General features: G+C 70.1%; 21 protein-coding genes and 1 tRNA gene. 5 read left to right on the top strand and 17 right to left on the bottom strand.

Annotated elements, in window-relative coordinates; all coding sequences use genetic code 11:
* Positions 1-36: 36 nt before the first annotated feature.
* The 11 genes from G447_RS0100730 to G447_RS0100780 all read right to left on the bottom strand — a co-directional run bounded on the left by G447_RS0100730 (position 37) and on the right by G447_RS0100780 (position 10640).
* Entirely contained in the window at positions 37-750 is a 714-nt protein-coding gene (locus G447_RS0100730; protein WP_026429670.1) for a PIG-L deacetylase family protein, read from the bottom strand.
* Positions 747-2051 carry an ABC transporter substrate-binding protein gene (locus G447_RS0100735; RefSeq protein ID WP_026429671.1) on the bottom strand — a complete coding sequence of 435 codons (1305 nt, stop codon included), beginning with the start codon at positions 2049-2051 and terminating at the stop codon, positions 747-749. Before G447_RS0100735 ends, G447_RS0100730 begins: the two co-directional genes overlap by 4 nt.
* Before the next feature lie 27 nt (positions 2052-2078).
* Complete coding sequence (locus G447_RS0100740) at positions 2079-2918, bottom strand: carbohydrate ABC transporter permease (protein ID WP_026429672.1); 840 nt, start codon at positions 2916-2918, stop codon at positions 2079-2081.
* Positions 2905-3786, bottom strand: a complete 882-nt coding sequence (locus G447_RS0100745; protein WP_026429673.1) for a carbohydrate ABC transporter permease — start codon at positions 3784-3786, stop codon at positions 2905-2907. The genes G447_RS0100740 and G447_RS0100745 overlap by 14 nt, the downstream gene beginning before the upstream one ends.
* Positions 3787-3931: 145 nt before the next feature.
* Positions 3932-5263, bottom strand: coding sequence for an MFS transporter (locus tag G447_RS0100750; RefSeq protein WP_026429674.1), 1332 nt, complete (start codon positions 5261-5263; stop codon positions 3932-3934).
* A 192-nt stretch (positions 5264-5455) separates the two neighbouring features.
* Positions 5456-6193, bottom strand: a complete 738-nt coding sequence (locus G447_RS0100755) for a TetR/AcrR family transcriptional regulator (RefSeq protein WP_026429675.1) — start codon at positions 6191-6193, stop codon at positions 5456-5458.
* Positions 6194-6203: 10 nt separating this feature from the next.
* Positions 6204-6638, bottom strand: coding sequence for an aspartate 1-decarboxylase (gene panD / locus G447_RS0100760; protein ID WP_026429676.1), 435 nt, complete (start codon positions 6636-6638; stop codon positions 6204-6206).
* A complete protein-coding gene (gene panC / locus G447_RS0100765) occupies positions 6635-7561 on the bottom strand; it encodes a pantoate--beta-alanine ligase (RefSeq protein WP_026429677.1) in 927 nt (308 codons plus the stop codon). Before panC ends, panD begins: the two co-directional genes overlap by 4 nt.
* A gap of 54 nt (positions 7562-7615) precedes the next feature.
* Positions 7616-8497, bottom strand: coding sequence for a Rossmann-like and DUF2520 domain-containing protein (locus G447_RS0100770; protein WP_026429678.1), 882 nt, complete (start codon positions 8495-8497; stop codon positions 7616-7618).
* Positions 8494-10158, bottom strand: coding sequence for a PH domain-containing protein (locus G447_RS0100775; protein ID WP_026429679.1), 1665 nt, complete (start codon positions 10156-10158; stop codon positions 8494-8496). The genes G447_RS0100770 and G447_RS0100775 overlap by 4 nt, the downstream gene beginning before the upstream one ends.
* Positions 10155-10640, bottom strand: coding sequence for a PH domain-containing protein (locus tag G447_RS0100780; RefSeq protein ID WP_026429680.1), 486 nt, complete (start codon positions 10638-10640; stop codon positions 10155-10157). The genes G447_RS0100775 and G447_RS0100780 overlap by 4 nt, the downstream gene beginning before the upstream one ends.
* An 80-nt stretch (positions 10641-10720) precedes the next feature.
* Here G447_RS0100780 and G447_RS0100785 point away from each other — a divergent pair, with 80 nt between their 5' ends.
* From G447_RS0100785 to G447_RS0100800, 4 genes are all read left to right on the top strand, one after another.
* On the top strand, positions 10721-11446 hold the full coding sequence (locus tag G447_RS0100785) for a response regulator transcription factor (RefSeq protein WP_034475884.1): 726 nt from the start codon (positions 10721-10723) through the stop codon (positions 11444-11446).
* Entirely contained in the window at positions 11443-12975 is a 1533-nt protein-coding gene (locus tag G447_RS0100790) for a sensor histidine kinase (protein WP_026429682.1), read from the top strand. Before G447_RS0100785 ends, G447_RS0100790 begins: the two co-directional genes overlap by 4 nt.
* Before the next feature lie 34 nt (positions 12976-13009).
* Positions 13010-13966 carry an HD domain-containing protein gene (locus G447_RS0100795; RefSeq protein ID WP_005870223.1) on the top strand — a complete coding sequence of 319 codons (957 nt, stop codon included), beginning with the start codon at positions 13010-13012 and terminating at the stop codon, positions 13964-13966.
* Positions 13967-14278: 312 nt separating this feature from the next.
* A complete protein-coding gene (locus tag G447_RS0100800) occupies positions 14279-14569 on the top strand; it encodes a WXG100 family type VII secretion target (protein WP_005870244.1) in 291 nt (96 codons plus the stop codon).
* A gap of 177 nt (positions 14570-14746) precedes the next feature.
* Here G447_RS0100800 and groL read toward each other — a convergent pair whose 3' ends face one another.
* The 3 genes from groL to G447_RS0100815 all read right to left on the bottom strand — a co-directional run bounded on the left by groL (position 14747) and on the right by G447_RS0100815 (position 19116).
* A complete protein-coding gene (gene groL, locus G447_RS0100805) occupies positions 14747-16372 on the bottom strand; it encodes a chaperonin GroEL (RefSeq protein ID WP_005870231.1) in 1626 nt (541 codons plus the stop codon).
* A gap of 205 nt (positions 16373-16577) precedes the next feature.
* The gene (locus G447_RS0100810; RefSeq protein ID WP_243442269.1) at positions 16578-18443 is read right to left on the bottom strand and encodes a variant leucine-rich repeat-containing protein; all 1866 of its coding nucleotides are present in this window, start codon (positions 18441-18443) and stop codon (positions 16578-16580) included.
* A gap of 133 nt (positions 18444-18576) precedes the next feature.
* Positions 18577-19116, bottom strand: coding sequence for a LytR C-terminal domain-containing protein (locus G447_RS0100815; RefSeq protein WP_034475886.1), 540 nt, complete (start codon positions 19114-19116; stop codon positions 18577-18579).
* Positions 19117-19299: 183 nt separating this feature from the next.
* Between G447_RS0100815 and G447_RS0100820 the strand changes: the two genes are divergently transcribed.
* Entirely contained in the window at positions 19300-20001 is a 702-nt protein-coding gene (locus tag G447_RS0100820; protein WP_005870221.1) for a uracil-DNA glycosylase, read from the top strand.
* A 68-nt stretch (positions 20002-20069) separates the two neighbouring features.
* Here G447_RS0100820 and G447_RS0100825 read toward each other — a convergent pair.
* The 3 genes from G447_RS0100825 to G447_RS12740 all read right to left on the bottom strand — a co-directional run bounded on the left by G447_RS0100825 (position 20070) and on the right by G447_RS12740 (position 23570).
* Positions 20070-20145 (bottom strand) — tRNA-Thr (locus tag G447_RS0100825).
* 225 nt (positions 20146-20370) lie between these two features.
* Positions 20371-21273 (bottom strand): DsbA family protein, encoded by a 903-nt coding sequence (locus tag G447_RS0100830; RefSeq protein WP_005870229.1) that lies wholly within the window; start codon positions 21271-21273, stop codon positions 20371-20373.
* 53 nt (positions 21274-21326) lie between these two features.
* The gene (locus tag G447_RS12740; protein WP_026429685.1) at positions 21327-23570 is read right to left on the bottom strand and encodes a protein kinase domain-containing protein; all 2244 of its coding nucleotides are present in this window, start codon (positions 23568-23570) and stop codon (positions 21327-21329) included.
* Positions 23571-23765: the final 195 nt, after the last annotated feature.

The following is a 23765-nucleotide window of genomic DNA, read 5'->3' on the forward strand; positions in this document are numbered from 1 at the left end:
ACACTATGTGACCAAAAACTACAAATCGGTCAGCATTCAGCCCGCCACCACCCACCTGAAGAAGCCCTCGCCCAGCGGCGCGCCCGGCAGCCCCTCCCCCGCGCGCGCCGCAGCCGCGCGGATGTGGGCCTCGATGCCGTCCATATCGGGAAACTGGCTGGCGTGGCACCGCACCGCACGGACTTTCGCCTCCAAGTCCCGCTCCTCGACGGGGGCGACGTGGTTGACGGCGGGCCCGCCCTGGAACCACACCTCGTCCACGGCGTGGGCCTCGAGCCCGCCGCCCAGCAGGTCGCGGTAGTCGAAGGGGTTGCGGGCAGCGGGGTAGACGGCGTCGACCAGCGCCGCGCCGACGGCGCGGTGGTCGGGGTGGTTGGCGTGGATGGAGTCCCAGTTGTACTCCGGGGACAAGGACAGGACCAGCTGCGGGCGCCACAAGCGGATCTGGCGCACCAGGTCGCGCGTGAGGCGCGGATCCTCCTTGACGTGCCCGTCGGCGTACCCGTCCAGGAACACCACCTCCGACACGCCCAGTGCCCGTGCCGCCTCGCGCTGCTCGGCCCGGCGCCGTCCCCCCATCGAGGACTGGCCGTCGGCCTCGAACCCGCCCGCTCCCCCGTCGGTGACGACCACCAGGGTGACGCGGGCCCCTTGCCGGGCGAGGCGGGCGATGGTGGCGCCCGCGTCGACGTCGGCGTCATCGGGGTGCGCGTAGACGCCCAGGACCGAGGCGAACGCTTGGGCGCTCACTCGTCGACTGCCTTGTTGGCGGCGTCCTGCGCGGCTTGGACCCCCTCGGGGACGCCGACGCGGCCCAGGAAGACCTCCTTGAGCTCCTTGTTGTAGGCGTCCATGGCGGCACCGAGTTTCGCGCCGAAGGGCGCGGTGATCGTCCCGGTGGGCTTGGTGGCCATGACCGTGACGTCCACGCCCTTGCCGAACCAGTACTGGGACCAGGAGTCCTGCGCCTCGGCGTTCGCGGGGAAACCGACTCCCACGGCGCCCAGGGCGCGCCCGCCCTCGGGGCCCGCCAGCCATTCGAGCAGCTTCTTCTGCCCGTCGGACTTCGAGGCGTCCGCGGCGTTGGCGACGGCGACCACCGAGTTGCCCACGGTCACCGCGCCCTTGGGGCCCTTCGGCTGGGGCGCCAGGCCCCACGTGAAGCCCGCGCCCTCCTGGACGTTCGCCAGGTTGTACGCGCCGGACTGGAAGAGGGCCATCTTGCCCTGGAGGAACTGGTCGCGGCTGAAGTCGCCGTTGTCGTTGGTGTCGGCGGCGGAGGGGGCGACGTGGTCCTTGTTCACCAGGTCCACCAGGTAGCCGATGGCGGCCTCGCCCTCGGGGCTGGCGAAGGTGAAGCGCCCGTCGGCGTCCTGCAGCGACGCGCCGTTGGACCCCAGGTAGGGGAAGAGCATCGCCTGCCCGTCGAGGGCGGCGTTGTACCCGTACTGGACGACCGCGTTCGGGTCGAATCCGGGATCGGCCGCGTTGCGGCCCGACGAGTCGAGCGTGAGGCGCTTGGCGATATCGCGCAGGGAGTCGGACGGCGCCGCGGGATCCCACGCGAGGCCGTCGAGCTCCTCGACGCCCACCCCCGCGCGGTCCAGCAGTTCCTTGTTGTAGTAGAGGGCCACGGAGGGGTCGGTGATGACCGGGGCGCCGTAGATCTGCCCGTCGACCGTGTACTGGCTGACGGCGGTGTCCAGCCACGAGGCGCGCTCGGCCTCGGAGAACACCTCGTTCATGTTCACCAGTTTGCCGCCCTTGGCGTACTCCGAGTAGTTGTTCGTGTTGGACCAGAAGACGTCGGGGCCGGCGCCTGCGGCGATCTCGTTGCGGATGCCGGTGAAGTAGTCGTTCCAGGGCACGACCTCGACGGAGACGTCGATCCCCGTGGCGGCCTCGTACGCCCTGGCGGCCTGCTCGTCCCAGAGGCGGAATGTCAGGGATCCGCCCGCGCCCGATTGGCCGGCGGGCTGGCCGCCCGAGCATGCCGCCAGGGCCAGTGCCGCCGCGATCGCGGCGCTCGCGCCTGTGATACGTCGTTTCATGTGGGGTGCCTCCTTCAGGCGGTGGTGTTACTTCAGTCCGGTGAGGGCGATGGAGCCCACGATCTGGCGCTGGAACGCGATGAACAGGGCGATGAGGGGGACCAGTGCGATAGTGGTGGCCGCCATGACGTAGGTCCAGTTCGCGTTGTACTGGCTCTGGAGGGCCGCCGTGGCGACGGTGATGACCTTGGGGCGCTGGGCGGCGATGATGCGCGGCCACATGAAGGAGTTCCAGTGGCTGACGACGGTGATGAGTGTGAGGGTGGCCAGGATGGGTTTGGACATGGGCAGGACCAGGGACCACAGGATCCTCCAGGTCCCGGCGCCGTCCAGGGTGGCGGCGTCGATGAGCTCCTGCGGGATCTGCTTGAAGGACTGGCGGAGCAGGAACACCGCGTAGGGCGAGGCGAAGACGAAGGGGATCACGATGCCCCAGAAGGTGTTGTTCAACCCCATCCTGGCCAGCATGAGGTACAGCGGGACCACCAGGACGGTGGCGGGGATCATCATGGTGGCCAGGAACAGCCAGAAGACCAGGTCCCTGCCGGGGAAGTCGATGCGGGCGAAGGCGTAGGCCGCCATCACGGAGGAGACCAGTTGTCCTGCGACCATGACGACCACCACCGCCAGGGTCGTGGCGATGGCCCCGCCGAAGGCGATGCGCCCGCCCAGGACGGCGCCGAAGGACTCCAGCGAGAAGGGGGAGGGCAGGGCGAAGGGCGAGTGGGACGCGAAGTCCTTGGGGGACTTGAAGGCCGTCATGAAACTGAAGAGCAGCGGCGCCGCCATGATGAGCGCGGCGGCGGACAGCCCCAGGTAGATGCCGAGGGCGGCCAGCGGGCCGCGCCGAGTGCTAGACGAGCTCATAGGTGGTCCTCGAACGGAAGTAGAGGTTCTGGGCGAGGGTGATCGCCATGAGGATGAGCATCATGACCACGGCCATGACGGCGGCGCGCCCGAGGTTCCCGGTCTCGAACGCCTCTTGGTAGATCTTGTAGGCGAGGACTTCTGTGGCGCCGTCCGGACCGCCTTTCGTGAGCGCGTAGATCTGGTCGAAGAGGTTGAACACCGAGATCACGGACGTGACGGAGACGAAGAAGAAGGTGGGGCGCAGCAGCGGCATCTTGATGCGCCAGAAGATCTGGGAGGAACTGGCGCCGTCGACGGTGGCCGCCTCGACGAGCTCCTTGGGGATCGACAGCAGGCCCGCGATGAAGAAGAGGGCGGTGTATCCGACGTTGCCCCAGATGACGACGAAGGCGGCGGCGGGCAGCGCCCACGTGGGCGACACGAGGATCTCGAGGCGCTGGCCGGCGATGGCGCTGAGCAGGCCGCCTGTGGGGGCGAATACCCACGACCAGACGACGCCCAGGGCCAGCGGCGGGGCGATCCACGGGATGACGACGAGGGCGCGGAAGGCGGTCGTCCCCTTGACGCCTTTGGTGAGCAGGTTCGCCAGGAGGAGCCCGAGGACGATCTGGGCTGGCACCACGAGGACGACGAGGAGCACGGTGGTGCCCAGCGACGAGAGGAAGCCCGGGTCCGACAGGACGGAGGCGATCTGGGAGGAGCCCACGTAGGAGGGCTCGCCGATGAGGTCCCATTTGTGGACGCTGAGCCAGAAGACGACGAGGATGGGCACTGCCATGAAGGCGACGACCCCCAGCAGCGAAGGGGCGAGCAGCGCGTACCCCGTCAGGGTGTCGCGCAAGCGCCTGCGCGATCGTGTTGCCATGCGTCCCCCCGCCTCGATGTCCAGGTACTGCATGGCTAGCCGGGCCGGGGGGCAGCGCACCAGGGGGGTTCAGGGGGTGAACCACTGTGAAACCCTCGGGGAGGGCCCCTGCGCCACTGGGGCCGCGCGGACGGGGCCCGGGGCCCTACCCGGCGCCCTGGCCGGAGGGCCTGCGGAAGCTGCTGTGCGCGCAGACGAAGACGAGGACTCCCGCAAGCATTGCCGCTCCGATGACGATGGGCAGCGCGGGCGCCACCCCGTAGAGGAAGGTGCCGAGCGTGGGGGCGACGACGTAGGTGAGCCCGTTGGTCGCGCCGATGAGGCCCGCCAATCCGCCCTGCTCCTCGCGGCTCATGCGCAGGGTCGGGCCAGCGGTGTATCCGGGCATCGCCATTCCGATGCCGACGCCGATGATGGCGACGGAGACGATCAGGGCGGCCAGACCGGCGTCGAAGAAGAGCAGTCCGAACCCGATGGCGGCCGTCAGGGACCCGGCGCGCAGAAGTGCGGGCGGCGACCATTTCGACACGGGAACTATGACGCTCTGGGCCAGGACCATCCCGACGCCCGCTGCCAGCAGGGCGCCCCCGGTGATGAGCCCGGTCGCGTCGGCGTCCAAGCCGAGCCGGTCCTGCACGAGGAAGCCCGTGACGACTTGGACGAGGCCGAGGGCGCTGAACATCCCGAAGCCTGCGACCAGGTAGGGCCACACGCGTGGGTCGCGTGGGCTGACTCTGGCGGGCTTGGCGATCAAGGTGGTGCGGGACTCCTTGCGCAGGGCGGCCGCGACGACCAGGAGGCCGATGAGTAGGAACACGGGGACGGCGTCGACGGAGACGAGCAGGGACAAGCCCGATAGCGCTCCGCCAATGAGCGCGCCCGCGATCGAGGCGAGCCCCTGGGCGGCCCCGACACCGGCCATGCCGCGGACTCGGGACTCCTCAGTGGTGGTGGCGTCGGCGATGCACGCCTGCGCGGTGGGGAGCACTGCCGCCAGCGCGGCGCCGAAGATGACGCCCCGGATGATGATGAAGAGGGCGAACAAGGGCGCTCCGGTCAGGGCGCCCGTGACGCCGAGGTGCGAGACGAGGGCGAAGGCCCCCATGGAGACGGCTGCCACGGCGAGCGCGATCACGAGCACAGGTTTGCGCCCCATCGACTGGGAGCGCTTGCCCCACGCCTGACTGGTCAGGACCACCATGAGCGCCGCGACGGAGATGGTGAGGCCGATCTGCCATTCCTTGAGCCCCACCAGCCGTGAGAGGGGCGCGATGACGGGGTTGAGGGTGGATTGCCCGACGTAGGTGAGGAACACGGCGGCCAGGACGACTCCGACCTGCGCCTGGAGCCCCGTGCCGTCCGCACTGGTTCGCCCTCCGGCTGCGGCCGCCGTTCCAGCGTCCGCCCCGGCCCCTGCCCCTGCCGTCTCCCCTGCCCACGCGTCGGGCTGAGCCCTGTTCTCCTTTGCGGCTTCCATGCGTCTCACTTCCTCGACTGGTCCGGGGTGCCGACCTCCGGCGCCCGCGTATGTGGACCATGTGACCGAAGTCTATTCGAACACTGTTCTAATTGCAATGGGCGGACCTCCGGGCCGCCGCACCCAGGGATGCCCCATGGTGGCGTTGGACGGATCGTCGCGCGCAGGACCGCACCGGGAGCCGCGCGACCCCTACAGAACCTGGGAGTTCGGCGGCCGGTGGACCGTGCCGAGCAACCGCAGCTCCAGTCCGTCCATCATCGCCTCGACGACGAATCGGTAGTAGCGGTCGAAGGCGATGTCGCGCTCGCGCGGCGTCCCAGCGAACTGGGCGATCAGATCCGCGGACAGCAGAGCGATCCCCGGGCTCGCCGCGGCGGCCTCGGACAGCCCCTCCATCAGCAGCGCATGATCGGCGGGCACCTGGTCCCCGTGGAGGGCGCGGTCGTCCGCCGTGGCGATCGTCATCATCGCGGCATTGACGACGCATGCGAAGACCAGGGCCGAGTTCCCCCCGAAGCCCGCCCGTTGGACGCTGGCGATCCCCGAGTCCACGACCGGTCCCAGTTCCGGCAGCGCCGCGGAGTGCATGAGCAGCCAGCGCGCCGTCCCCGGGTAGGCGGACAGGACCGGCCGCGCGGGCAGCAGGGCCCTGCGGAACCACTCGCGCCATTCCATCGCCTCCGTGGGCAGCCCCACCAGGTCGAGGACCCGTCCGACGACGCGCGCCGTCAGCGCCTCGCGGGTCCCCACATGGTGGTGGACCACGGACGCCGACACGCCCAGGCGCGCCCCGAGGTCCCGCATCGACCACCCCTGGATCCCCGTCCCCCGGGACATTTCCAGCGCCTCCTCGACGACGGCGCCGGGGGTCAGCCCGGCGTGGTAGGACTCCCTGCCCCGTCCGGCCCCTCTTGCGCGCCGCGCCACCGCCGCCGCCTCACGCGCCCGACGAGCGCAGGCCGAGCTCGCGCGCGCGGGCCGACTCCTCCGGGACGGCCCCCGGGTGGCCCCCCGCCTCGACGACGCGATTGTCCGCGTCCACGAACACCACCGACGGCGCCATCGTGCGCGCCTGCGACTCGGGGACGTGCGCGTAGGCCATGATGATGACCAGGTCGCCGACGGACACCAGGTGGGCCGCCGCGCCGTTGAGCTGGACGACGCCACTGCCGCGGGGGCCCGCGATCGTGTAGGTCGCCAAGCGCGCCCCGTTGTCGATGTCCGCGATGTCGACCTTCTGACCGGGGACGATGTTCGCGGCGTCCAGCAGGTCCTCGTCCACCGTGATGGAGCCCACGTAGTGGAGGTCCGCGCCGGTCACCGTGGCGCGGTGGATCTTCCCGACCACCATTTCGCGCATCATCTCGCTCACGCGCCAGCCTCCTCGCAGATCAGGGGCAACTCCATATTGTCGATGAGGCGGGTGGTGCCCACTCGCGCGGCCACCAGGACGCGGCACGCGCGCAGTCCGCCCTCGGCGATGGTGGCGGGGCCCGGGTCGGCCGCCACCTGGGAGGCCGCGCTCCCCGTGCCCGCCAGCACGTCGAAGGTGCCGTCGTCCACGACGGCGATGTAGTCGATGGCGATCCCGCCCTCCGCCTCGATGCGCTCGCGCGCCGCCTCCACGGCCCGCGCGGCCCCGGCCCCTCCCCGGGCGGCGGCGACCGCCAACGACAGCGCCTCGGGCAGCGCCCGCGCCCTCGCCCGCTCGTCGTCGGCCAGGTAGCGGTTGCGGCTCGACAGCGCGACGCCGTCGTGGTCGCGCACGATCGGGACCGGGTGGAGGCGCACGGGAACGTCGAGACCCTCGAACACAGTCCGCAGGACCGCCAACTGCTGGGCGTCCTTGAGGCCGTAGAGCGCCACATCCGGGCGCACCAAGTTCACGGCCTTCGTGCACACCAGCGCCACGCCCGCGAAGTGCGTGGGCCTGGACGCGCCCTCGAGGACACGGGCGACGGGGCCCGGGTCGATGGTGGCGCGCACCGGAGCGGGGTAGACGTCGGCGGGCCCGGGCGCCCACACGAGGTCGGCGCCGACGCCGGCCAGGGCCTCCATGTCGGCGTCGAGCGTGCGCGGGTAGGCGTCGAAGTCCTCACCGGGCGCGAACTGGGTGGGGTTGACGAATATGGAGACAACGACGTGATCGGCGAGCACGCGGGCTTCGCGGACCAGTTGCAGGTGTCCTTCGTGGAGGGCGCCCATCGTCATCACAAGGGCGCGGGTGCCCCCCAGCGCCCCCAGGGCGTCGGCGAGTTCGGTGCGGGTCCGCACCAGGCGTGGACGGGTAGTCATAGTCCCATTGTCGTCCGGCGCGGCCCGCCGGTGCCAATCGAGTCCGGCTTTTCACTACTGGAGCAGGGCCGCCAGCAGCTCCGTGGCCCGCCGCTCGTCGAGCAGGCGCGCGTCCTGGAGGAGGGCGACCAGGGCCCGGGTCATCGACGCGTAGGTGTCGAGCTCCCCGCGCAGGCCCGTGCTGGCGCCGAGCGCCCGCACGTGGGCGGCCACTGTGCCCGCGTCGGCGCGGGGCACGGGCCCCGAGATGCCAGCCACGCCCTCGGTGAGCGCCCTGTCCAGGGCCGCCTCCAGCAGGGGCCTGGCGTAGCGCGCCGGGTCCTCGACGCCCGCCTCGCCCAGGATCCGCATCGTCTGGTTCGCGATGCCGGCGATGAAGTTCGCGCCGTGGGTGAGGCCCGCGTGGTAGAGCGGGCGGTGCTCCTCATCGACCACCACGGGCTCGCCCCCCATCTCGACGACGAGTGCCTGCGCGATCGGGAGGAAGGGCGCGGCACCGGTCACCGCGAAGGGGGCGCCCACCAGTCGGCGCACGTCCACACTGGTCCCCGTGAAAGTCATCGCGGGGTGGATGGCCAGGGGGATGGCGCCCTGGCTGGCCGCCCCGTCCAGGACTGACACGCCGTGGGCCCCGGAGAGGTGGATGACGATCTGCCCCGTCTGCCAGGCGCCCGACCGGGCGAGCCCCGTCACGAGGGGGCCGATCTGGTCGTCGGGGACCGCCAGGACGACCACCTCGCTGCGCTCGACGACGACCGGGACCTCCTCGATGGGCACACCGGGCAACATCGCGTCCACCCTCTCCCGGGAGGCGTCCGACGACGCGGAAACGGCGACGATGCTGTGCCCCGCGGCGCGCAGCGCACTGGCGATGACGGGCCCGACGTGGCCCATGCCGATGACACCGACGCCCAGTCGGCCGGCCCGGGCGCTCACGCCCCCTCCCCCTCGGGCGCGGCCGCGTGGTCGCGCGCGGCCAGGGCGCGGCGCATCCACTTCTCCGGCGGCTCGGCCTCGCGGCGCACCCGGGAGGCGCCCTCGAGGCGCTTCCACAGCAGTTGCGCGCCGCGACGGTCCACGTGCCTGGCGGTGTGGGACACGACACCGGGGACCAGGTCCGCGCGCACGGTCGCCACGTCGAGGCGGCGCTCAACGGGCCCCTGGAGGATGTGCGTGGATTGGATGCGCGCCAAAGGGATCAACGCGCAGCGGCGCGTGAGCCACCCATCGCGTATCACGAAGAGCGAGCCGGTGAGGGCGTAGGCGCGGCGCCGGCGCACGAAGGGGTCGACGAGGCGCGCCCGGGAAGGCACCTGCGTGAAGTGGGCGCCCGCCCCGGCGTGGACCGGGGCGAAGACGGAATCGACGAAGGCCACCGGGTCGGGGACCCCCAGGTCCTTGACGACCATCCAGATGGCCAGTTCCGCCTGGGCCCGGCTCCCCACCGGCAGCAGCACCCGGGCGCTCACCGCCTCGTTCTTCCCGCCGTTGTTCTCCTTGCCGATCTTGACCGAGTTGCCGGCCTGGGTCATCGTGACGCGGTACCAGCCCGTGAGGCGCCACAGCAGGGGCTGGCGGATCTCGATGGCGTGGATGCGCCCGGGCGGGATCGTCTGGTTCCGTGAGTCGGTCAGGCCCCTGCGGATGCGGATTCCGTCCGGACTGGCGGCCGCAGTGAAGGCGAACTCGGCGTTGAAGCGCCCCCACAGCACCGACCCCGACGCCACCACCATCGGCACCACCGCGAACAGCGACGGCAGGGCCACCGCCCCCTGCGCGGCAATCGCCCATGCGGACCCCGCCAGCACCGCCACGAGGACGAGGAGCAGGAGCACGACCGGGACCGTTAGCAGGAGCGAGCCGATCAGCGGACCGGCCCCGACCTCGTAGAGAACGCTCTCCGGTGCGATGGGGGCGGAGGAGGTGAAGGCGCCGCGCCTGGCGCTGCCGCGGGCGGCCGCGGCCTCCAGGGCGCCGGACACGCGGCCGGGGGAATCAACGACCGGGTGCGCCGGGGCTCCTGGTTGGGCGCCCTCCCCCGCGGGGCCGATCTCCAGCCCCGCCGCGAGCGCCAGGATGTGGGCGCGCAGCTCGTCGAGTTCGGTGGCGCGCAGGAAGCCGATGGTGAAGCTCGAGCCCGCGCCCCCGGCGACCTCGATGCTCAGCCTCCCCAGCCCCAGGATCCGTCCGAGCAGCGGCAAGTGGATGTCGACGGACTGGATGCGGTCGAGGCGGGCGTGCCGGTTAGTGCGGAAGACGATCCCAGAGCGGAACCAGACGGCGCCGCCGTCGACGGCGTAGGCTGTCGCCCGCCACTGGAGCCACGAGTAGAGGCCGCTGACGACCAGGACGGCGACGATGACGGCGACCGCGGCCATGAGGACCCCGCGCAGGTGGAGCGCCTCCGCGATTCCGTTCAGGAGCTCCCAGCCCGAGGGGGCGCCGCTGCTGTAGGCGCTCACGCCCCGGTATGTGACGATGGCCACGAGCGCGGCGATCACCTGCCAGGCGTTGATGATGGGGGACACCGGGTGGACGCGGTGCCAGGCGTCGGCAGCGACCCCGTCGGCCGTGATCGAACGGGACTCGGCGCTCACAGGCCCATCAACTCCGCGCTGCCGCGCTTGGCGAGGGCGTCGCGCAGGCGCGAGGCATCTGCGGCCGGCACGCCGTCCAGGGTGGCGTCGGTGGTCGCCGAGGCCGTGGAGAGTTTGATCTGCGCGATCCCGAAGAAGCGGGCGATCGGGCCCTGCGCGATATCGACGTACTGGATGCGCCCGTAGGGGACCATCGTCATCGAGCGGAACATGACGCCCCGCCGGATGATGAACTCGTCGGGCCCCTCGGCGAAGCCGATGGCGCGAACCTGCCGGGGCACCAGCCAGCACAGCCAGGCCATGAGGCACACTGGAACGGCCTCCCAGCGCCACAACCCCGGCTCGTCCGAGGCGAGTGCCGCGACCGCGATTCCAGCGGCGAGGACGGCGAGGACGACTGCGCTGGTGGCGAGGCGGACCTTCGCCAGCGCGCTCGACACAGGGGTGAAGGACACGGAGTCGGGGGCCATCAGATCGGCCATTGGATTCCTTTCGGGTTGCGGTCTTCCTGAATTATCCACCACGGCGCCACCATCCACCTACCTCACAGGAAATATTCAGGATGTTCGTGAAGAATATCCCCATGACCGCACCCGCTCCCGAAGCAAAGCTCCTCGTCGTCGATGACGAGCCCAATATCCGCGACCTACTCGCCTCGTCCCTGCGTTTCGCCGGTTTCGACGTCTCCACCGCCGAGGACGGCTCCTCCGCCTTCCACGAGGCGCAGGCCGTGCGCCCCGACCTCATCGTCCTCGACGTCATGCTGCCCGACATGGACGGCTTCACGGTGACGCGCCGGCTGCGGGACGCCGGGCTGACCACGCCCGTCCTCTTCCTCACCGCGCGCGACGACATGCGCGACAAGATCCAGGGCCTGACGGTCGGCGGCGACGACTACGTCACCAAGCCCTTCGGCCTCGAGGAGGTGGTCGCCCGCATCCGCGCGATCCTGCGCCGCACGATGGGGGGCGACGACGAGGACGGCAAACTGCGCGTCGGCGACCTGGTCATCGACGAGGACGCGCACGAGGTGACACGGGCCGGGGTCGACATCGACCTGTCCCCCACCGAGTTCAAACTGCTGCGGTACCTGGTCATCAACGCCGGCCGCGTCGTGTCCAAGATGCAGATCCTCGACCACGTGTGGGAGTACGACTGGGACGGCGAAGTCGCCATCGTCGAGTCCTACATCTCCTACCTGCGCCGCAAACTCGCCGTCGAGGGCGCCTCCGGGGAGCTCATCCACACCAAGCGGGGCGTCGGCTACATCCTGAGGGCTGAGGATTGAGCGAGAGGATCGGCCTGGCCGACCGGATCGAGCGGGCGTGGACGAACAAGCCGTTGTCCGCGCAGCTCGTCGTCCTCATCACCGGTCTGCTCGCGGTGGGCCTGACGATGAGCGGGACCGTGATGATCGGCCTCCTCCAGCGCCACCTGATCTCCCAGGTGGACGCGCAGCTGACCTCCGACGCGGCGCTGCGCCTCTTCAACCAGACGGGGGCCGCGGCCAGCAACGGCACGGCGTCCACGGTCCCCACCGCCTACTACCTGCGCCTGCACCACCCCGGCATCGATCCGGACCAAGTCACCTTCTACCCGGAGACCATCGCGGCCTCCGGAACGCCCCTCCTGCCCGAACTGCTCGAATGGGAGGACGTGCGCGCGGGCGCCAGGGGCTACACGCAAGCGGTCACGGTCGCGTCGGACAGAGAGGGGCACCCGTGGAGGGTCGTGGCCACCACGATCGAGGTGAACGGGGTCATCCCGTCCACGGGCGTCCTCACCATCGCCCTGCCCCTGACGGACGTCCAGCACACCCTGCGCACGACCGCCGCCTACTTCTCCATCGCGGCTGTCGTGATCGTCTTCGCGGGAGGGTGGGTCGGCCACTGGCTGGTCCGGCGCTCCCTGTCCCCCCTGCGCTCCATCGAGTCCACCGCGGGCAAGATCGCCGCCGGGGACCTCACCCAGAGAGTGCGCCCGGGCCCGCCCTCGACCGAGGTCGGCTCCCTTGCCCTGTCGCTGAACTCCATGCTCACCCAGGTGGAGCAGTCCTTCGAGGCGCGCCAGGCCTCGGAGAGGAAGATACGGCGCTTCGTCTCCGACGCCTCCCACGAGCTGCGCACCCCGCTGGCTGCGATCAGCGGCTACTGCGAGCTCTACTCGATGGGCGGCGTGCCCGCCGAGCGCGTTGAGGATGTCATGGGGCGCATCTCCTCCGAATCGACCCGCATGGCGGCCCTTGTCGAGGATCTGCTCACCCTCGCGCGCCTCGACGAGAGGCGGCCCCTGGAGTTCACGGACATCGACTTGGTGAAGATGGCGGACAACGCCGTGTTCGACCTACAGGCCCTCGATTCGACGCGCACCGTCGGGCTGTCCTCGTTGGAGGGGCGCCGGGCGCCGATGTCGCTGGTGGTGTCCGCGGACCGCGACCGCATCGCACAGGTGTTCACGAACCTCATCGGCAATATCGTCCGCTACACGCCCGCCGGCTCGCCCGTCGAGATCGCCCTCGGCACGGCGGCCGACTACGCCGTCGTGGAGTTCCGCGACCACGGACCGGGCATCGCGGACCGCGACCGGTCGAGGGTCTTCGAGCGCTTCTACCGCTCCGACTCCTCCCGCAACCGCAAGTCGGGGGGGTCGGGCCTGGGACTGGCGATCGTCTCGGGAATCCTGGGCGCCCACCACGGCAACGCCACCCTCACGAAGACGAAGGGCGGCGGGTTGACTGTCCGCATCGAGCTGCCGCTGCCACGCCCCCAGAACGAGGCAATGGTCACCGGAGATGCTGACAGCGCCGCAACGGTCTAGCATGTCTCGGGTATTCCCTGACAAGGAGGGTGTCATGGGTGCCCACGCACCTCAGTGGCTGCTGGGGTCCTTCGTTGAGGCCATGCAGCAGATTGGCGCTACCGCGCCCGCGGATGCGCTCGCGGCGGAGGCGCGCGACCTGGCTGGGCGCTGGTCCGCCGAGGGCCGCGCCCTGCACGATCTGCACCGGCTCATCAAGGTCCTCACGCATATCGACGAGATCTCCCTATCCGCCCACGACCCCGACGTGCTGCGGATCGCCGCTTGGTACCACGGCGCTTTCCTGAACAGGGCGCTCGAGGTCAGACTCGGAGGCTTCGAGGCGCAGGTCGCCTCGGCCCGGTGCATCGACCACGCCCACAACCGGCTCACGGAACTGGGCGTCTCCGAGGAAGTGGTGGCGCGCATCGACGAGCTCATCGCGTTCCTCACGCGCCACCGCGCGCCCCGCACCGACTTCGACGCGCAGGTCCTCGTCGACGCGGATCTGGCGGTGCTCGCGTGCAGCCCGCAGGACTACAAGAAGTTCCGCGAAAAGCTCCGCCTCGAGCTCCACGACCTCGATGACCCCCAGTTCCTCAAGGCGCGCTGCGCCCTGGTCAAGCGCCTGCTCGGCTACGACCGCATCTACCAGTCGCCCCTTGGCAACACCTGGGAGGACGCGGCGCGGGCGAACCTGGAGGTCGAGCTGGCGCGGCTGGAGGACGCGCGGGCGAAGTTGTGCCCCGGCCCTGACGACGACGCGGATGCGGACGAGGCGGACGACGAGCCCTACGGCGCCGACCGCACGACGACGACTGGCACTCTGATCATCAAACGCCGCGCGCTGAAGAAGAACCCGTGCCCCCCTCCTCCCGAGGAGGCCACAGGCACCGGGATCCTGCCGGTCAAGGCGCCCGAGCCCGCCCCGGACGCCGACGAGCCCGAGGCGACCTCCTCCCTGGAGAGCGCCGTGGAGAGCCTCGACCTGCCCGCGACTCCGGCCGACTGACGGGCAGGGCGGACTGACGGGCAGGAGCGCACGCCCGGCGCGCTGTTGTCCGCAAGCGCGCATCAGCGTCGGTTCCATCCACATCCCGACTGGCACACAGCCGAGTGTCAGCCGCCCGCGCCCGTCCACATCACCGCAGATCCACAGGTACGCGTAGCCGCCCGCGCCCATCCACACCACCGCAGATCCACAGGCACGCGTCACCGCTCACGACTATCCACATTCCAGCAGCCTCTTTTCCATATCGTTTCCATACGGATCGTAACCTTTCGTTAACGCATCCAACCGGGGTGCCGAACGATAGGAAGAACGATGAGCACCTACATGGTCGATTCCGCCCAAGTCGCGGCCTCAGCCACTCAGATCACTGCGACCGCGGGGCAGATCCGCTCCGAGGTCCAGGCGATGATGGCGCAGCTGGTCGCCCTCGGCGAGTCCTGGTCGGGCGGCGCGCAAGCCACCTTCCAAGGGGCGGTCGCCCAGTGGCAGGGCGCCCAGGCGCAGGTCGAGGCGGCGCTCGACACCATCTCCTCACAGCTCCAGACCGCGGCCGCCCTCTACTCCGACGCCGAGGCCCGCTCCACAGCCCTCTTCGCAGGCTGAGCATGCGCCGCACCGTCCTGGGCGGGCGCGACTTCGCACCCCAACACCGATTCCCCGCGCTCAGAAGGGGGCCACGCTCCGTTTCGAGCAAGGGGACAAGGGGAAGCGGCCCCGGATAAAAACGGATGGGGGCCGACCCACTGCGGGCCGGCCCCTATCCACTGAAGGTGTGGGCGATCAGTACATGCCGCCCATGCCGCCGTCGTCGGCGCCGCCGGCGGGGGCCGGGGGCTCGGGCTTGTCAGCCACAACGGCCTCGGTGGTCAGGAACATGCCTGCGATGGAGGCAGCGTTCTGCAGCGCGGAGCGCGTGACCTTCACCGGGTCGGAGATGCCCTCGGCCATGAGGTCGCCGTACTCGCCGGTCGCGGCGTTGAGGCCGTGGCCGGCGGCCATGCCCGCAACGCGGTCGGCGACGACTCCGCCCTCCAGGCCCGCGTTCTCAGCGATCTGCTTGAGGGGGGAGACAACGGCCAGGCGGACGATGTTCACACCGGTCGCCTCGTCGCCCACCAGCTCCAGGGAGGCCAGCGCCTTCTCGGCGGCCTGGATCAGGGCGACGCCGCCGCCGGCGACCAGGCCCTCCTCGGAGGCCGCGCGGGCGTTGCGCACCGCGTCCTCGATGCGGTGCTTACGCTCCTTGAGCTCGACCTCGGTGGCGGCGCCGGACTTGATGACGGCGACGCCGCCAGCCAGCTTGGCGAGGCGCTCCTGCAGCTTCTCGCGGTCGTAGTCGGAGTCGGTGTTCTCGATCTCCTGGCGGATCTGGCGCACGCGGGCATCGAGCATGTCCTTGTCGCCAGCGCCCTCGACGATAGTGGTCTCGTCCTTGGAGACGACGATCTTGCGGGCGCGGCCCAGCAGCTCCAGGTCGGCGTTCTCCAGGGACAGGCCGACGGTCTCGGAGATGACCTGGCCGCCGGTCAGGATCGCCATGTCCTGAAGCATCGCCTTGCGGCGGTCGCCGAAGCCGGGGGCCTTGACGGCCACGGACTTGAAGGTCCCGCGGATCTTGTTGACGACCAGGGTGGCCAGCGCCTCGCCCTCGATGTCCTCGGCGATGATCGCCAAGGGCTTGCCGGTCTGCATGACCTTCTCCAGGACGGGAACAATGTCCTTGACGTTGGAGATCTTGGAGTCCATGAGCAGCACGTAGGCGTCCTCCAGGACGGCCTCCTGGCGCTCCTGGTCGGTGACGAAGTACGCCGACAGGTAGCCCTTGTCGAAGCGCATGCCCTCGGTGGTCTCCAGGGTGGTGTCGAAGGAGTTGGTCTCCTCGACGGTGACGACGCCCTCGGAGCCGACCTTCTCGAAGGCCTCGGCGATGAGTCGGCCGATCTCGGTGTCGTTGGCGGAGATCGACGCGGTGGCGGCGATCTGCTCGGAGGTCTCGACGGGCTTGGCGTCGGCGTGCAGCTGCTTGACGATCGCGTCTACGGCCTGGTCGATGCCCCGCTTGAGGGCGATCGGGTTCGAACCGGCGGCGACGTTGCGCAGGCCCTCGTGGACGAGCGACTGTGCGAGGACCGTCGCGGTGGTCGTGCCGTCACCAGCGACATCGTCGGTCTTCTTCGCGACCTCCTTGACCAGTTCGGCGCCGATGCGCTCGAAGGGATCCTCCAAGTCGATCTCCTTGGCGACGGACACGCCGTCCTTGGTGATCGTCGGGGCGCCCCACTTCTTGTCGAGCACGACGTTGCGGCCCTTGGGGCCCAGGGTCACCTTCACGGTGTCGGCCAGCAGGTTGAGGCCGTTCTCCATGCCGCGACGTGCGTCCTCATCGAACTTGATGATCTTGGTCATTGGGTGTTTTTCCTTCCGCTTCGCGGATCGGGGCCGGTGCCCGCGACGGACGGTCGGCGGCGCGGGCCGCCGACCTCACCGGACCGGTGGTTTTGTCACTCTCCCATCGGGAGTGCCAGGAACGATTCTGGCACTCCCCCCCTGCGAGTGCAAGGGGAGGGGTGCGGCGACGCCCCCGCTGCGCTCAGGGCGAAACCGTGGGCGCTCACTTGGCGGGTTTGAAAGCGTTGACCGTCGAGTCGTCGACTGTGACGATCAGGTCGGAGCGCGCCAGCAGGGCGTAGCTCGCCTTGGAGGCCGAGACCCCCGTGATCTCCGACATCGGCGTGAGCGTGTGCGTCTCCGGATTGATGATCCCTGTGACCCCGTCGCCCACGAGCACCGGCTTCGAGGACCCCGCCTCGACCTCGATGCTGAACGCCACTACGGCGAGTGCCTTGCCATCACCGGAGGCAATGCAACCAGTTTGGGTCGTGTTGACGCGAGACCCCAGGTTCCCCAGTGGTTTCAGCAGTTCCTCGCCGAACTTATTCGTAGTGTCAGCACCGATGTGCCCGCCGGTGTAGCGCATGGAGTCGTTGTACTCGAGAACGAGCACCGTGTCTGTGAGCTTCCCCTCCAGGGCGTCGTTGAGCTGCTTGGTGAAGTTGTTCGAGGAGCGCGTCCCGTTCCCGCAGGGTATCGGCATGCCGGTGCTCGCGTCGATGGCACCCCTCAGCTGGCCATGGATGTCGTAATATTCGATACCCTTCGCCTTTTGTAAGACCCCCCGTCCCTCGACGGGGCCGATGTCACCGACGGTGACGGAAGCGACCGCGCTCTCGTCCTTGCTGCTGCTGGGGTCCAGATTCGCCGGGAACGGGTACAGGGCCTTGTCGCGCAGCGAGAGGAGCCAGAACTTCGACGTGGCCCCCTCGGCGATCGTGGCGGTGCTCTTCTGGCCAGTCTTCGAGTAGAGGGTGCAGGTGGGGTGGGTCTCCGCAGAGCTCTTCCACTTGTCCCCCTCGGACAGGGAGCACTGCATCGAGACCACTTCCCCGGGCCCCTGTGGGGAGTCCACGATGAGACTGTTCTCATCCTTGGCGTCGAACCACGTCAAAGGCGTTTGTTCGCCATCCTCTGCTGCGATCAGGACGGGGACCGACTCCTTCCCCATATCCACGAGCACGTGGTCCCTCCCGATCCACCGCGCCTTGGGGTCCTTATGGGATGAGACGGCCTTGTCGCCGCCCTGCACGGGTTGCGTCCATTTCTGCTCGGGCTGGTCCCCGGAGACGTCGAAGCCCTTGGCGGTGACCGTCCCGTTCTCGACGCCCAGGAGCACCATGCGGTTGCCGCGTGCCGCCACCACGGGCTTGAACCCGGTCGGCGCCGAGGAACCGGTCGCGAACACGCTCGAGAGGCTGAAGGTCCACGCCTGCTGCCCGCCCTTGTTCCAGTCGGCGGACAGGTCGTAATCCTTCGGGCCGGCGCTCAGCCTCATAAAAGCGAAGATCCCGCCGCCCGCGACCACGATCGTGGCCACGGCCGCGAACGCGATCCACAGGATGGTCTTGGACCTCTTCTTCGGCGCGGGGTACGGCGCGCCCGCGATGCCCGGGCCACCGGCCCCGTAGGCCCCCAGGGGACCCGCGCCCTGGGGGCACCCGGCCTGACCGTCCACCGGGCCGAAAACGCCTGGCGCGTAGCCGCCCCGACCGCCCGCTTCGGCGAAACCGCCCTGCGGGTACCCGGCCTGACCGCCGTTCCAGCCCTTGGCCGTTCCCTGCTCCTGGGGGACCTGCCCTGCCTGCGCCACCTCGTTCCCGGTGGGGCCGTTCGAGGAGAACTGCGCGGTCTGGGCGCACTCTCCACCCGGCCCCTGCTGCCCGGCGGCCTGCGCCATTGCCTGCGCCAGCCAATTCCGCAGGTCGGGGTAGAGCGACAGATTGGTGGCGAGCGCGCCGCGCAGATCCGGTCTCTTGATGGCGATGTCCTGCATCGTCTCGGGGCTGATCGTGGGATCGGCCGCCATCGCGGCCGTGTACATCGAGGGATCCAAAGCCTTGACCTCCGTAGTGCGCGAGGCCACCCGGTGCAGCCCCCAAACATGTTGCGGAACGCGCACTAGTATCCGTCAAATTTGACCGAATGACAAAAACTAATTGTGCAGCGTATCACACCGCACGGGCGCGCCGCGCCCACTGGACCGGGGCCCAGAGGCCTCAGCGCAGGACGACGACCACGTCGGGACTCCCGATGTTGTCCATCCTCTGAACGTTGTCGATGCCGAGCGTCGCCGCGACGTCCTTGGCCGTGGCCTCCATCCTGGGGTCCTCGTAGTACACGGTGGAGACCTGGGTATCCCAGCCAGTCGCGTTGGCGGCCGAGGTGCCCGCGTAGCCCGCGGCGTTGAGCTTCTGCGTGTTACTGGCAGCCAGACCCTGGGTCCCCGTCCCATTGAGGACCTGGATCGCCGCATTGTAGTCGGGTGTTGGGGGCGCCTCCGTCGTGGTGCTCGGAGACGGGGAAGGCGTGGGATCCTCGGACGGAGTCGGTTCGGACGAGGGGGTGTCGGTACCGCTCTGCTGCGCGGGCGCGGTGGGCGACCCCGTCGTCACGGTTCCGAGCGGCTGCCCGTTCTGGCGATTCGCCAAAAAGGTCGCGGCGGCCCAGCCCAGGGCCGGAACAACGATGAGGATGACCAGGAACGGCCACACGTTCTTCCACCTGGACGGCTGCGGGCGGTGCATGCCGATTGGCATGTCCTCGCCCGCACGATCGAATTCATCCCGAGGATACTGTGAGCTCACGGTGCCAGCCTAACGAAAAATCTGCCGCTGCGGCAGGTTTGCCCAGGGCGAGGCGCTTCCCACACCCAGTTCCAGGCGCTCTCCCCGGCGCGACACCCGCCCCCCTCCACGCCACCAGGACGCTACCCTGATCGCATGGACGCCTACAACCCCCGACCACTGTCAGAACTGATCGACCCGGGCTGGGCGCGCGCCCTGGCGCCCGTCGAGGACCGCGTGCACCAGATCGGAGAGGAGTTGGCGCGCGCCGCCGCCTCGGGAACCGGTTACCTGCCTGCGGGAACGGACGTGCTGCGCGCCTTCACCTACCCCTTCGACCAGGTGAAAGTCCTGATCGTGGGACAGGACCCGTACCCGACCCCGGGGCACGCGATGGGGCTGAGCTTCTCCGTGACCCCCGGCACCCCGCTGCCCCGCTCCCTTGTCAACATTTTCACGGAGTTGTGCGACGACCTCGGGGTGCCCCGCCCTTCCTCAGGCGACCTCTCGCCGTGGAGCGAGCAGGGCGTGTGCCTGCTCAACCGCGTCCTGACCGTCCGCCCAGGGGCACCGGGCTCACATCGGGGCATGGGGTGGGAGGAGGTCACCGCCTGCGCCATTGACGCGCTCGTCTCGCGCCACGACAGGGCGGGGGCACCCGTTCCACTGGTTGCCGTCCTGTGGGGCCGTGACGCCCAGGCACTCGAGGCCCGCCTCGGGCGGACGCCGTGCGTGAAATCACCACACCCTTCCCCGCTGTCGGCAAGGCGGGGGTTCTTCGGGTCGAAGCCGTTCTCCACCGCCAACTCGCTGTTGGAGTCGCAGGGAGCATCCCCAGTCGACTGGCGCCTTCCGTGACGGGCCCGCCGCGCTCAACGGCACGGGGCGGCCATGTCGAAAGCGCCCTGGGGCGGGGGCTCCGCATGTGGAGCCGGCTATCGGACTCGAACCGATGACCTGCTGTTTACAAGACAGCTGCTCTACCAACTGAGCTAAGCCGGCGGCGACCGCGCTGGGCAGTGCTCGCGGGGCGGACGCGCCCGGAATCTCCCGGATCCGCCTCGCCACTGCCGCCCCACATGGGGGCTGGGCCAGGGCGTGGGTCATCGCATCTGGCCAGGCGCGGACGGGCGGGCGCGACCGCGCGACACGCACTAGTGTGCCACGGGTGGCGGCGCGGGACGAATCGGGGGCCGTGCGGGCTTTGCGCGCGCCCCGCACCGGGCATCATTCCTCCGCTGCCGCGTCCTCCTGCTGGGCGCCGCTCTGAGCGGCGGTGTCCTGCTGGGCGCCGCTTTGCGAGGAGGAGCCGTCCGCCCCCGGCGTGAAGGCATGGTCGATGGCCTGCTGGAGCTCGGCCGCCGAGGTCAGCGGGATCATTCGCGCGTGGTCCTTGACGAACTCGGGGGTGCCCAAGGAGGAGCCTCGTCCGGCCACGTTCGTACCCTGCCAAGCGGCGGTGGACGCCTTCAGGTAGTCGTCGCTAGCGTTCAGTGGGAAGGTGTCGACGACGCCCTGGGGGACGCCCGTCTCGGAGGCTATGGTCTTCACCTGGCGCCACGAGGCCTCCAGGTCCTGGACGACCGCCCCGTTGGACGCTTGGAACTGGCTGCGGAAGTACGCCAGCAGCGCGTGGTGGAAGGCGGTCCAGTGGTCGGGATCCTTCTGGGCGACGACCAGCGAGGCGCTGGTGGCCGCCTTCTGGTACTCCATTCCGACGGTTGTCACCGACTGGATCTCGATGTTGTAACGCCCCTCGGCGGCCCACTGGGTGAGCTGGGCGCCGACGGCGGCATCCGTGTCGGCGCACGCGTGGCACGAGTAGTCGAAGTACTCGGTGAGGGTGGGCAGGGACGGGTCGGCCTGCCCCACGCCGTTGGGCCCGACCACGATGGGGCGCCCGTCAGCGTAGTCGCCCAGGACTGAAGCGGGATCGACGTTGCGGGCCTCCTCGACGATGGCGCGCTGGCGCAGGATCACGTAGGCGACGGAGGCGACGACGGCAAGGACCACCACCGTGACGACGGAGATCACGATGATGCGGGTTCGCCTGTCGGCGCGCTCCTGGGCCTGGCGCATCTGCTGCGCCTTGAGGCGCACCGCGTCCTTCTTGGCGGACTTGTTTCCCATGAGTGACCTTTCTACCGCTCGATACGGGAACAACACTACCTAGTAAGGGGGCTTCACGCCGCATGCGCCCAGCCGCCTGTGGCGAGCGCCCAAGTGCCGATCATGATGGCGGCGCAGACCAGTACGACGCCGAGGCGGGCCCAGGGGGGCCGCAGCCACCGGTTGCAACCCAGGGCGAACCCCTTCTTGAGATCCCGCGTGAAGGGAGTGAGCCAGCACAGCACCAAGGCGCAGGCTGCCAGTGCCCAGACGATGGCCGCCCTGTCGGGGTCAGTGAGCCACGGATCGGCACTCACGACCGGATCCACCTCGGTCATCATCCGCGCGGGCCACTCCCACAGCGCCCTTCCCCCGATGGAGTAGGACACGAACCCCCACAGCAGGTAGGGGACGGCTCCTCCCAGGAGGACGCCCGCGGCCAGTTGCACGAGGCAGCGCACCGTCAGCAGCGGCGTCATGAGCAAGGCGACAGGGCCGTCGCTGGAGCGGGGCCCCCCGTGCTTGCTGCGGCGGCGGCCGACCCATCCGGCCAGCGCTCCTCCCAGTGAGACAGCGGTGAGCACGGCGCCCACCAGCAGGGTTCCGCCGAGTCCCATCGCCAGTGGCGCCACGGCGAGCGCCGCCATGACCGCTGCCCCGGTCAGCCAGGGGGTCTTCGGGGAGCCGGGGTCACCGGGCGCGGCCCCCCAGGGGGGAACCGGCTGGGCGCCGCCCGGGACCGCCCCCGCCCACCCTGCCGCCTGCTGGGGGCCCTGCCCGGCTACGGGTGCCCATGGCCCCGTCTGGTAGGGGATGGGCGCGGGCACGGGGGCGTATCCGGGCCCGGCGCCCGACGGCGGCGCGTAGGGCTGCGGGGGACCGGGGAAGGCCGAGGGGTCCGCGTGCGCCCCGGGCGGGTACACCCGCGTCGCGTCGGCGTCGTAGCCGCCGGGCGGGAGCACCCGTGTGGTCTCGCCGTCATAGCCGTCCCGGCCCCCGTCCCCGCCGGAGCCCGAAAGGGGGTAGACCTCGGTGGCCCCGTCGGCGTAGCCGCCGGGCGGGAACACCCGTGTGGTCTCGCCGTCATAGCTGTCCCGGCCCCCGCCCCCGCCGGAGCCCGAAAGGGGGTAGACCTCGGTGGCCCCGTCGTCGTAGTCCCCGTCAGAGCCCAAGGGGGGGTAGACCTCGGTGGCCCCGTCGTCGTGGCCGTCCCGGCCTCCGTAGTCGGCACCCTCCCCCGCGCCGTCCTCGTGCAAGCGCCAGGTGTGGCTGGCCCCGTCCCACTCCCACGGGTCTTCCCCGTCGGTGTCCGCCTCGTCGGAGCCGGAGGCGCCCTGAGCGGCGCCATCCACCCCTGGCGGACCATCGACGACTGGCAGCGCCGCGCCGGCGGACGGGCGTGCGGGCGCCTCGTCCCATTGGGGGGGCGCCGCGATCTCCTGCGGATCCGAGGACAACGAAACCGTCCGCTCGCCGGTATTGAGCAGTTCCGCCCAGTTGACGCTCGCGTAGTCGAGCTCGCCGGGCGCCCACCCCACGGCGTCCATGAGGTCCGCGACGACCAGGGAGGGCGAGGGCCGCCCTTCCGGCTCGGTGCCCAGGCCCGCGCTCAGGGCGGCTACGATCCGCGGACTCAAGCCCGCCAGATCCGGCTCGCCCTGCATGACGCGCAGGATGGTGGCCTTCATGCCCCCCCTGCCGAAAGGGGGCCTACCAGTGGCGCAGGACAGCAGGGTCGCGCACCACGCCCACCAGTCGCTGTCGCGGCTCGGCGGGCGCCCCGCGAGCAGTTCGGGAGCCGTGTAGCCGGCGGTCCCCGAGACTAAGCCGGTGCTGGTCAGGTGCTCGTCCTCGGCACCCATGGCGATGCCGAAGTCGATGAGGACGGGTCCGCGCTGGGAGCAGATGATATTGGAGGGCTTGATATCGCGGTGGATGACATCCGCCCGGTGGACGGCGGCGATCGTCGACGCCAAGTGGAAGGACAGCGCCGCGACGCCCCTCATGGGGACCGGGCCCGATTTGACGACCTCGGCCAGGGTGGGGCCCGCGACGTACTCGGAAACGACGAAGGGCTGCGAGGCGTCAGTCTCCGCGTCGACGATGTGCGCCACGAACGGGCTCTGCACGGCGTTGACCGTCCGCGTCTCGCGGCGCAGACGGGCGCGCGCGGCGTCGGAGGAGGTCAGGGCCGGGTGCAGGGCCTTGAGGGCGACGGCAGTACCGCCGCCGTCCTCCGCCAGCCACACGGTGCCCGCACCCCCTGTGCCGAGCCTGCGGATCAGCCGGTATCCGCCGAGGTTCTTTCCTTCTTCCACCCGTCCAGATTACAAGGGCGGCCACCCGTTTCCAGCGAACCGCCATCCACTCCCCGGAAACGGCTGGACCACCCCTACGGGAACACCCCTGTACACACCACCGCGCCACGTGCTATTTTTTCAGTGGCGACATTCCCGGAATGGTCCGGGAACAGAGCCACGTGGGCGAAGACGCTCCACGGACACCCACAACGG

Source organism: Schaalia georgiae DSM 6843 (assembly GCF_000429245.1).
Taxonomy (GTDB): Bacteria; Actinomycetota; Actinomycetes; order Actinomycetales; family Actinomycetaceae; genus Pauljensenia; species Pauljensenia georgiae.

What these genes read in the sequence shown, in the direction of transcription:
- G447_RS0100735 (WP_026429671.1), bottom strand. Translation starts at nt 2,051, where the DNA reads ATGAAACGACGTATCACAGGCGCGAGCGCCGCGATCGCGGCGGCACTG.
- G447_RS0100740 (WP_026429672.1), bottom strand. Translation starts at nt 2,918, where the DNA reads ATGAGCTCGTCTAGCACTCGGCGCGGCCCGCTGGCCGCCCTCGGCATC.
- G447_RS0100745 (WP_026429673.1), bottom strand. Translation starts at nt 3,786, where the DNA reads ATGGCAACACGATCGCGCAGGCGCTTGCGCGACACCCTGACGGGGTAC.
- G447_RS0100750 (WP_026429674.1), bottom strand. Translation starts at nt 5,263, where the DNA reads ATGGAAGCCGCAAAGGAGAACAGGGCTCAGCCCGACGCGTGGGCAGGG.
- panC (WP_026429677.1), bottom strand. Translation starts at nt 7,561, where the DNA reads ATGACTACCCGTCCACGCCTGGTGCGGACCCGCACCGAACTCGCCGAC.
- G447_RS0100780 (WP_026429680.1), bottom strand. Translation starts at nt 10,640, where the DNA reads ATGGCCGATCTGATGGCCCCCGACTCCGTGTCCTTCACCCCTGTGTCG.
- G447_RS0100785 (WP_034475884.1), top strand. Translation starts at nt 10,721, where the DNA reads ATGTTCGTGAAGAATATCCCCATGACCGCACCCGCTCCCGAAGCAAAG.
- G447_RS0100795 (WP_005870223.1), top strand. Translation starts at nt 13,010, where the DNA reads ATGGGTGCCCACGCACCTCAGTGGCTGCTGGGGTCCTTCGTTGAGGCC.
- G447_RS0100800 (WP_005870244.1), top strand. Translation starts at nt 14,279, where the DNA reads ATGAGCACCTACATGGTCGATTCCGCCCAAGTCGCGGCCTCAGCCACT.
- groL (WP_005870231.1), bottom strand. Translation starts at nt 16,372, where the DNA reads ATGACCAAGATCATCAAGTTCGATGAGGACGCACGTCGCGGCATGGAG.
- G447_RS0100815 (WP_034475886.1), bottom strand. Translation starts at nt 19,116, where the DNA reads ATGCCAATCGGCATGCACCGCCCGCAGCCGTCCAGGTGGAAGAACGTG.
- G447_RS0100820 (WP_005870221.1), top strand. Translation starts at nt 19,300, where the DNA reads ATGGACGCCTACAACCCCCGACCACTGTCAGAACTGATCGACCCGGGC.
- G447_RS0100830 (WP_005870229.1), bottom strand. Translation starts at nt 21,273, where the DNA reads ATGGGAAACAAGTCCGCCAAGAAGGACGCGGTGCGCCTCAAGGCGCAG.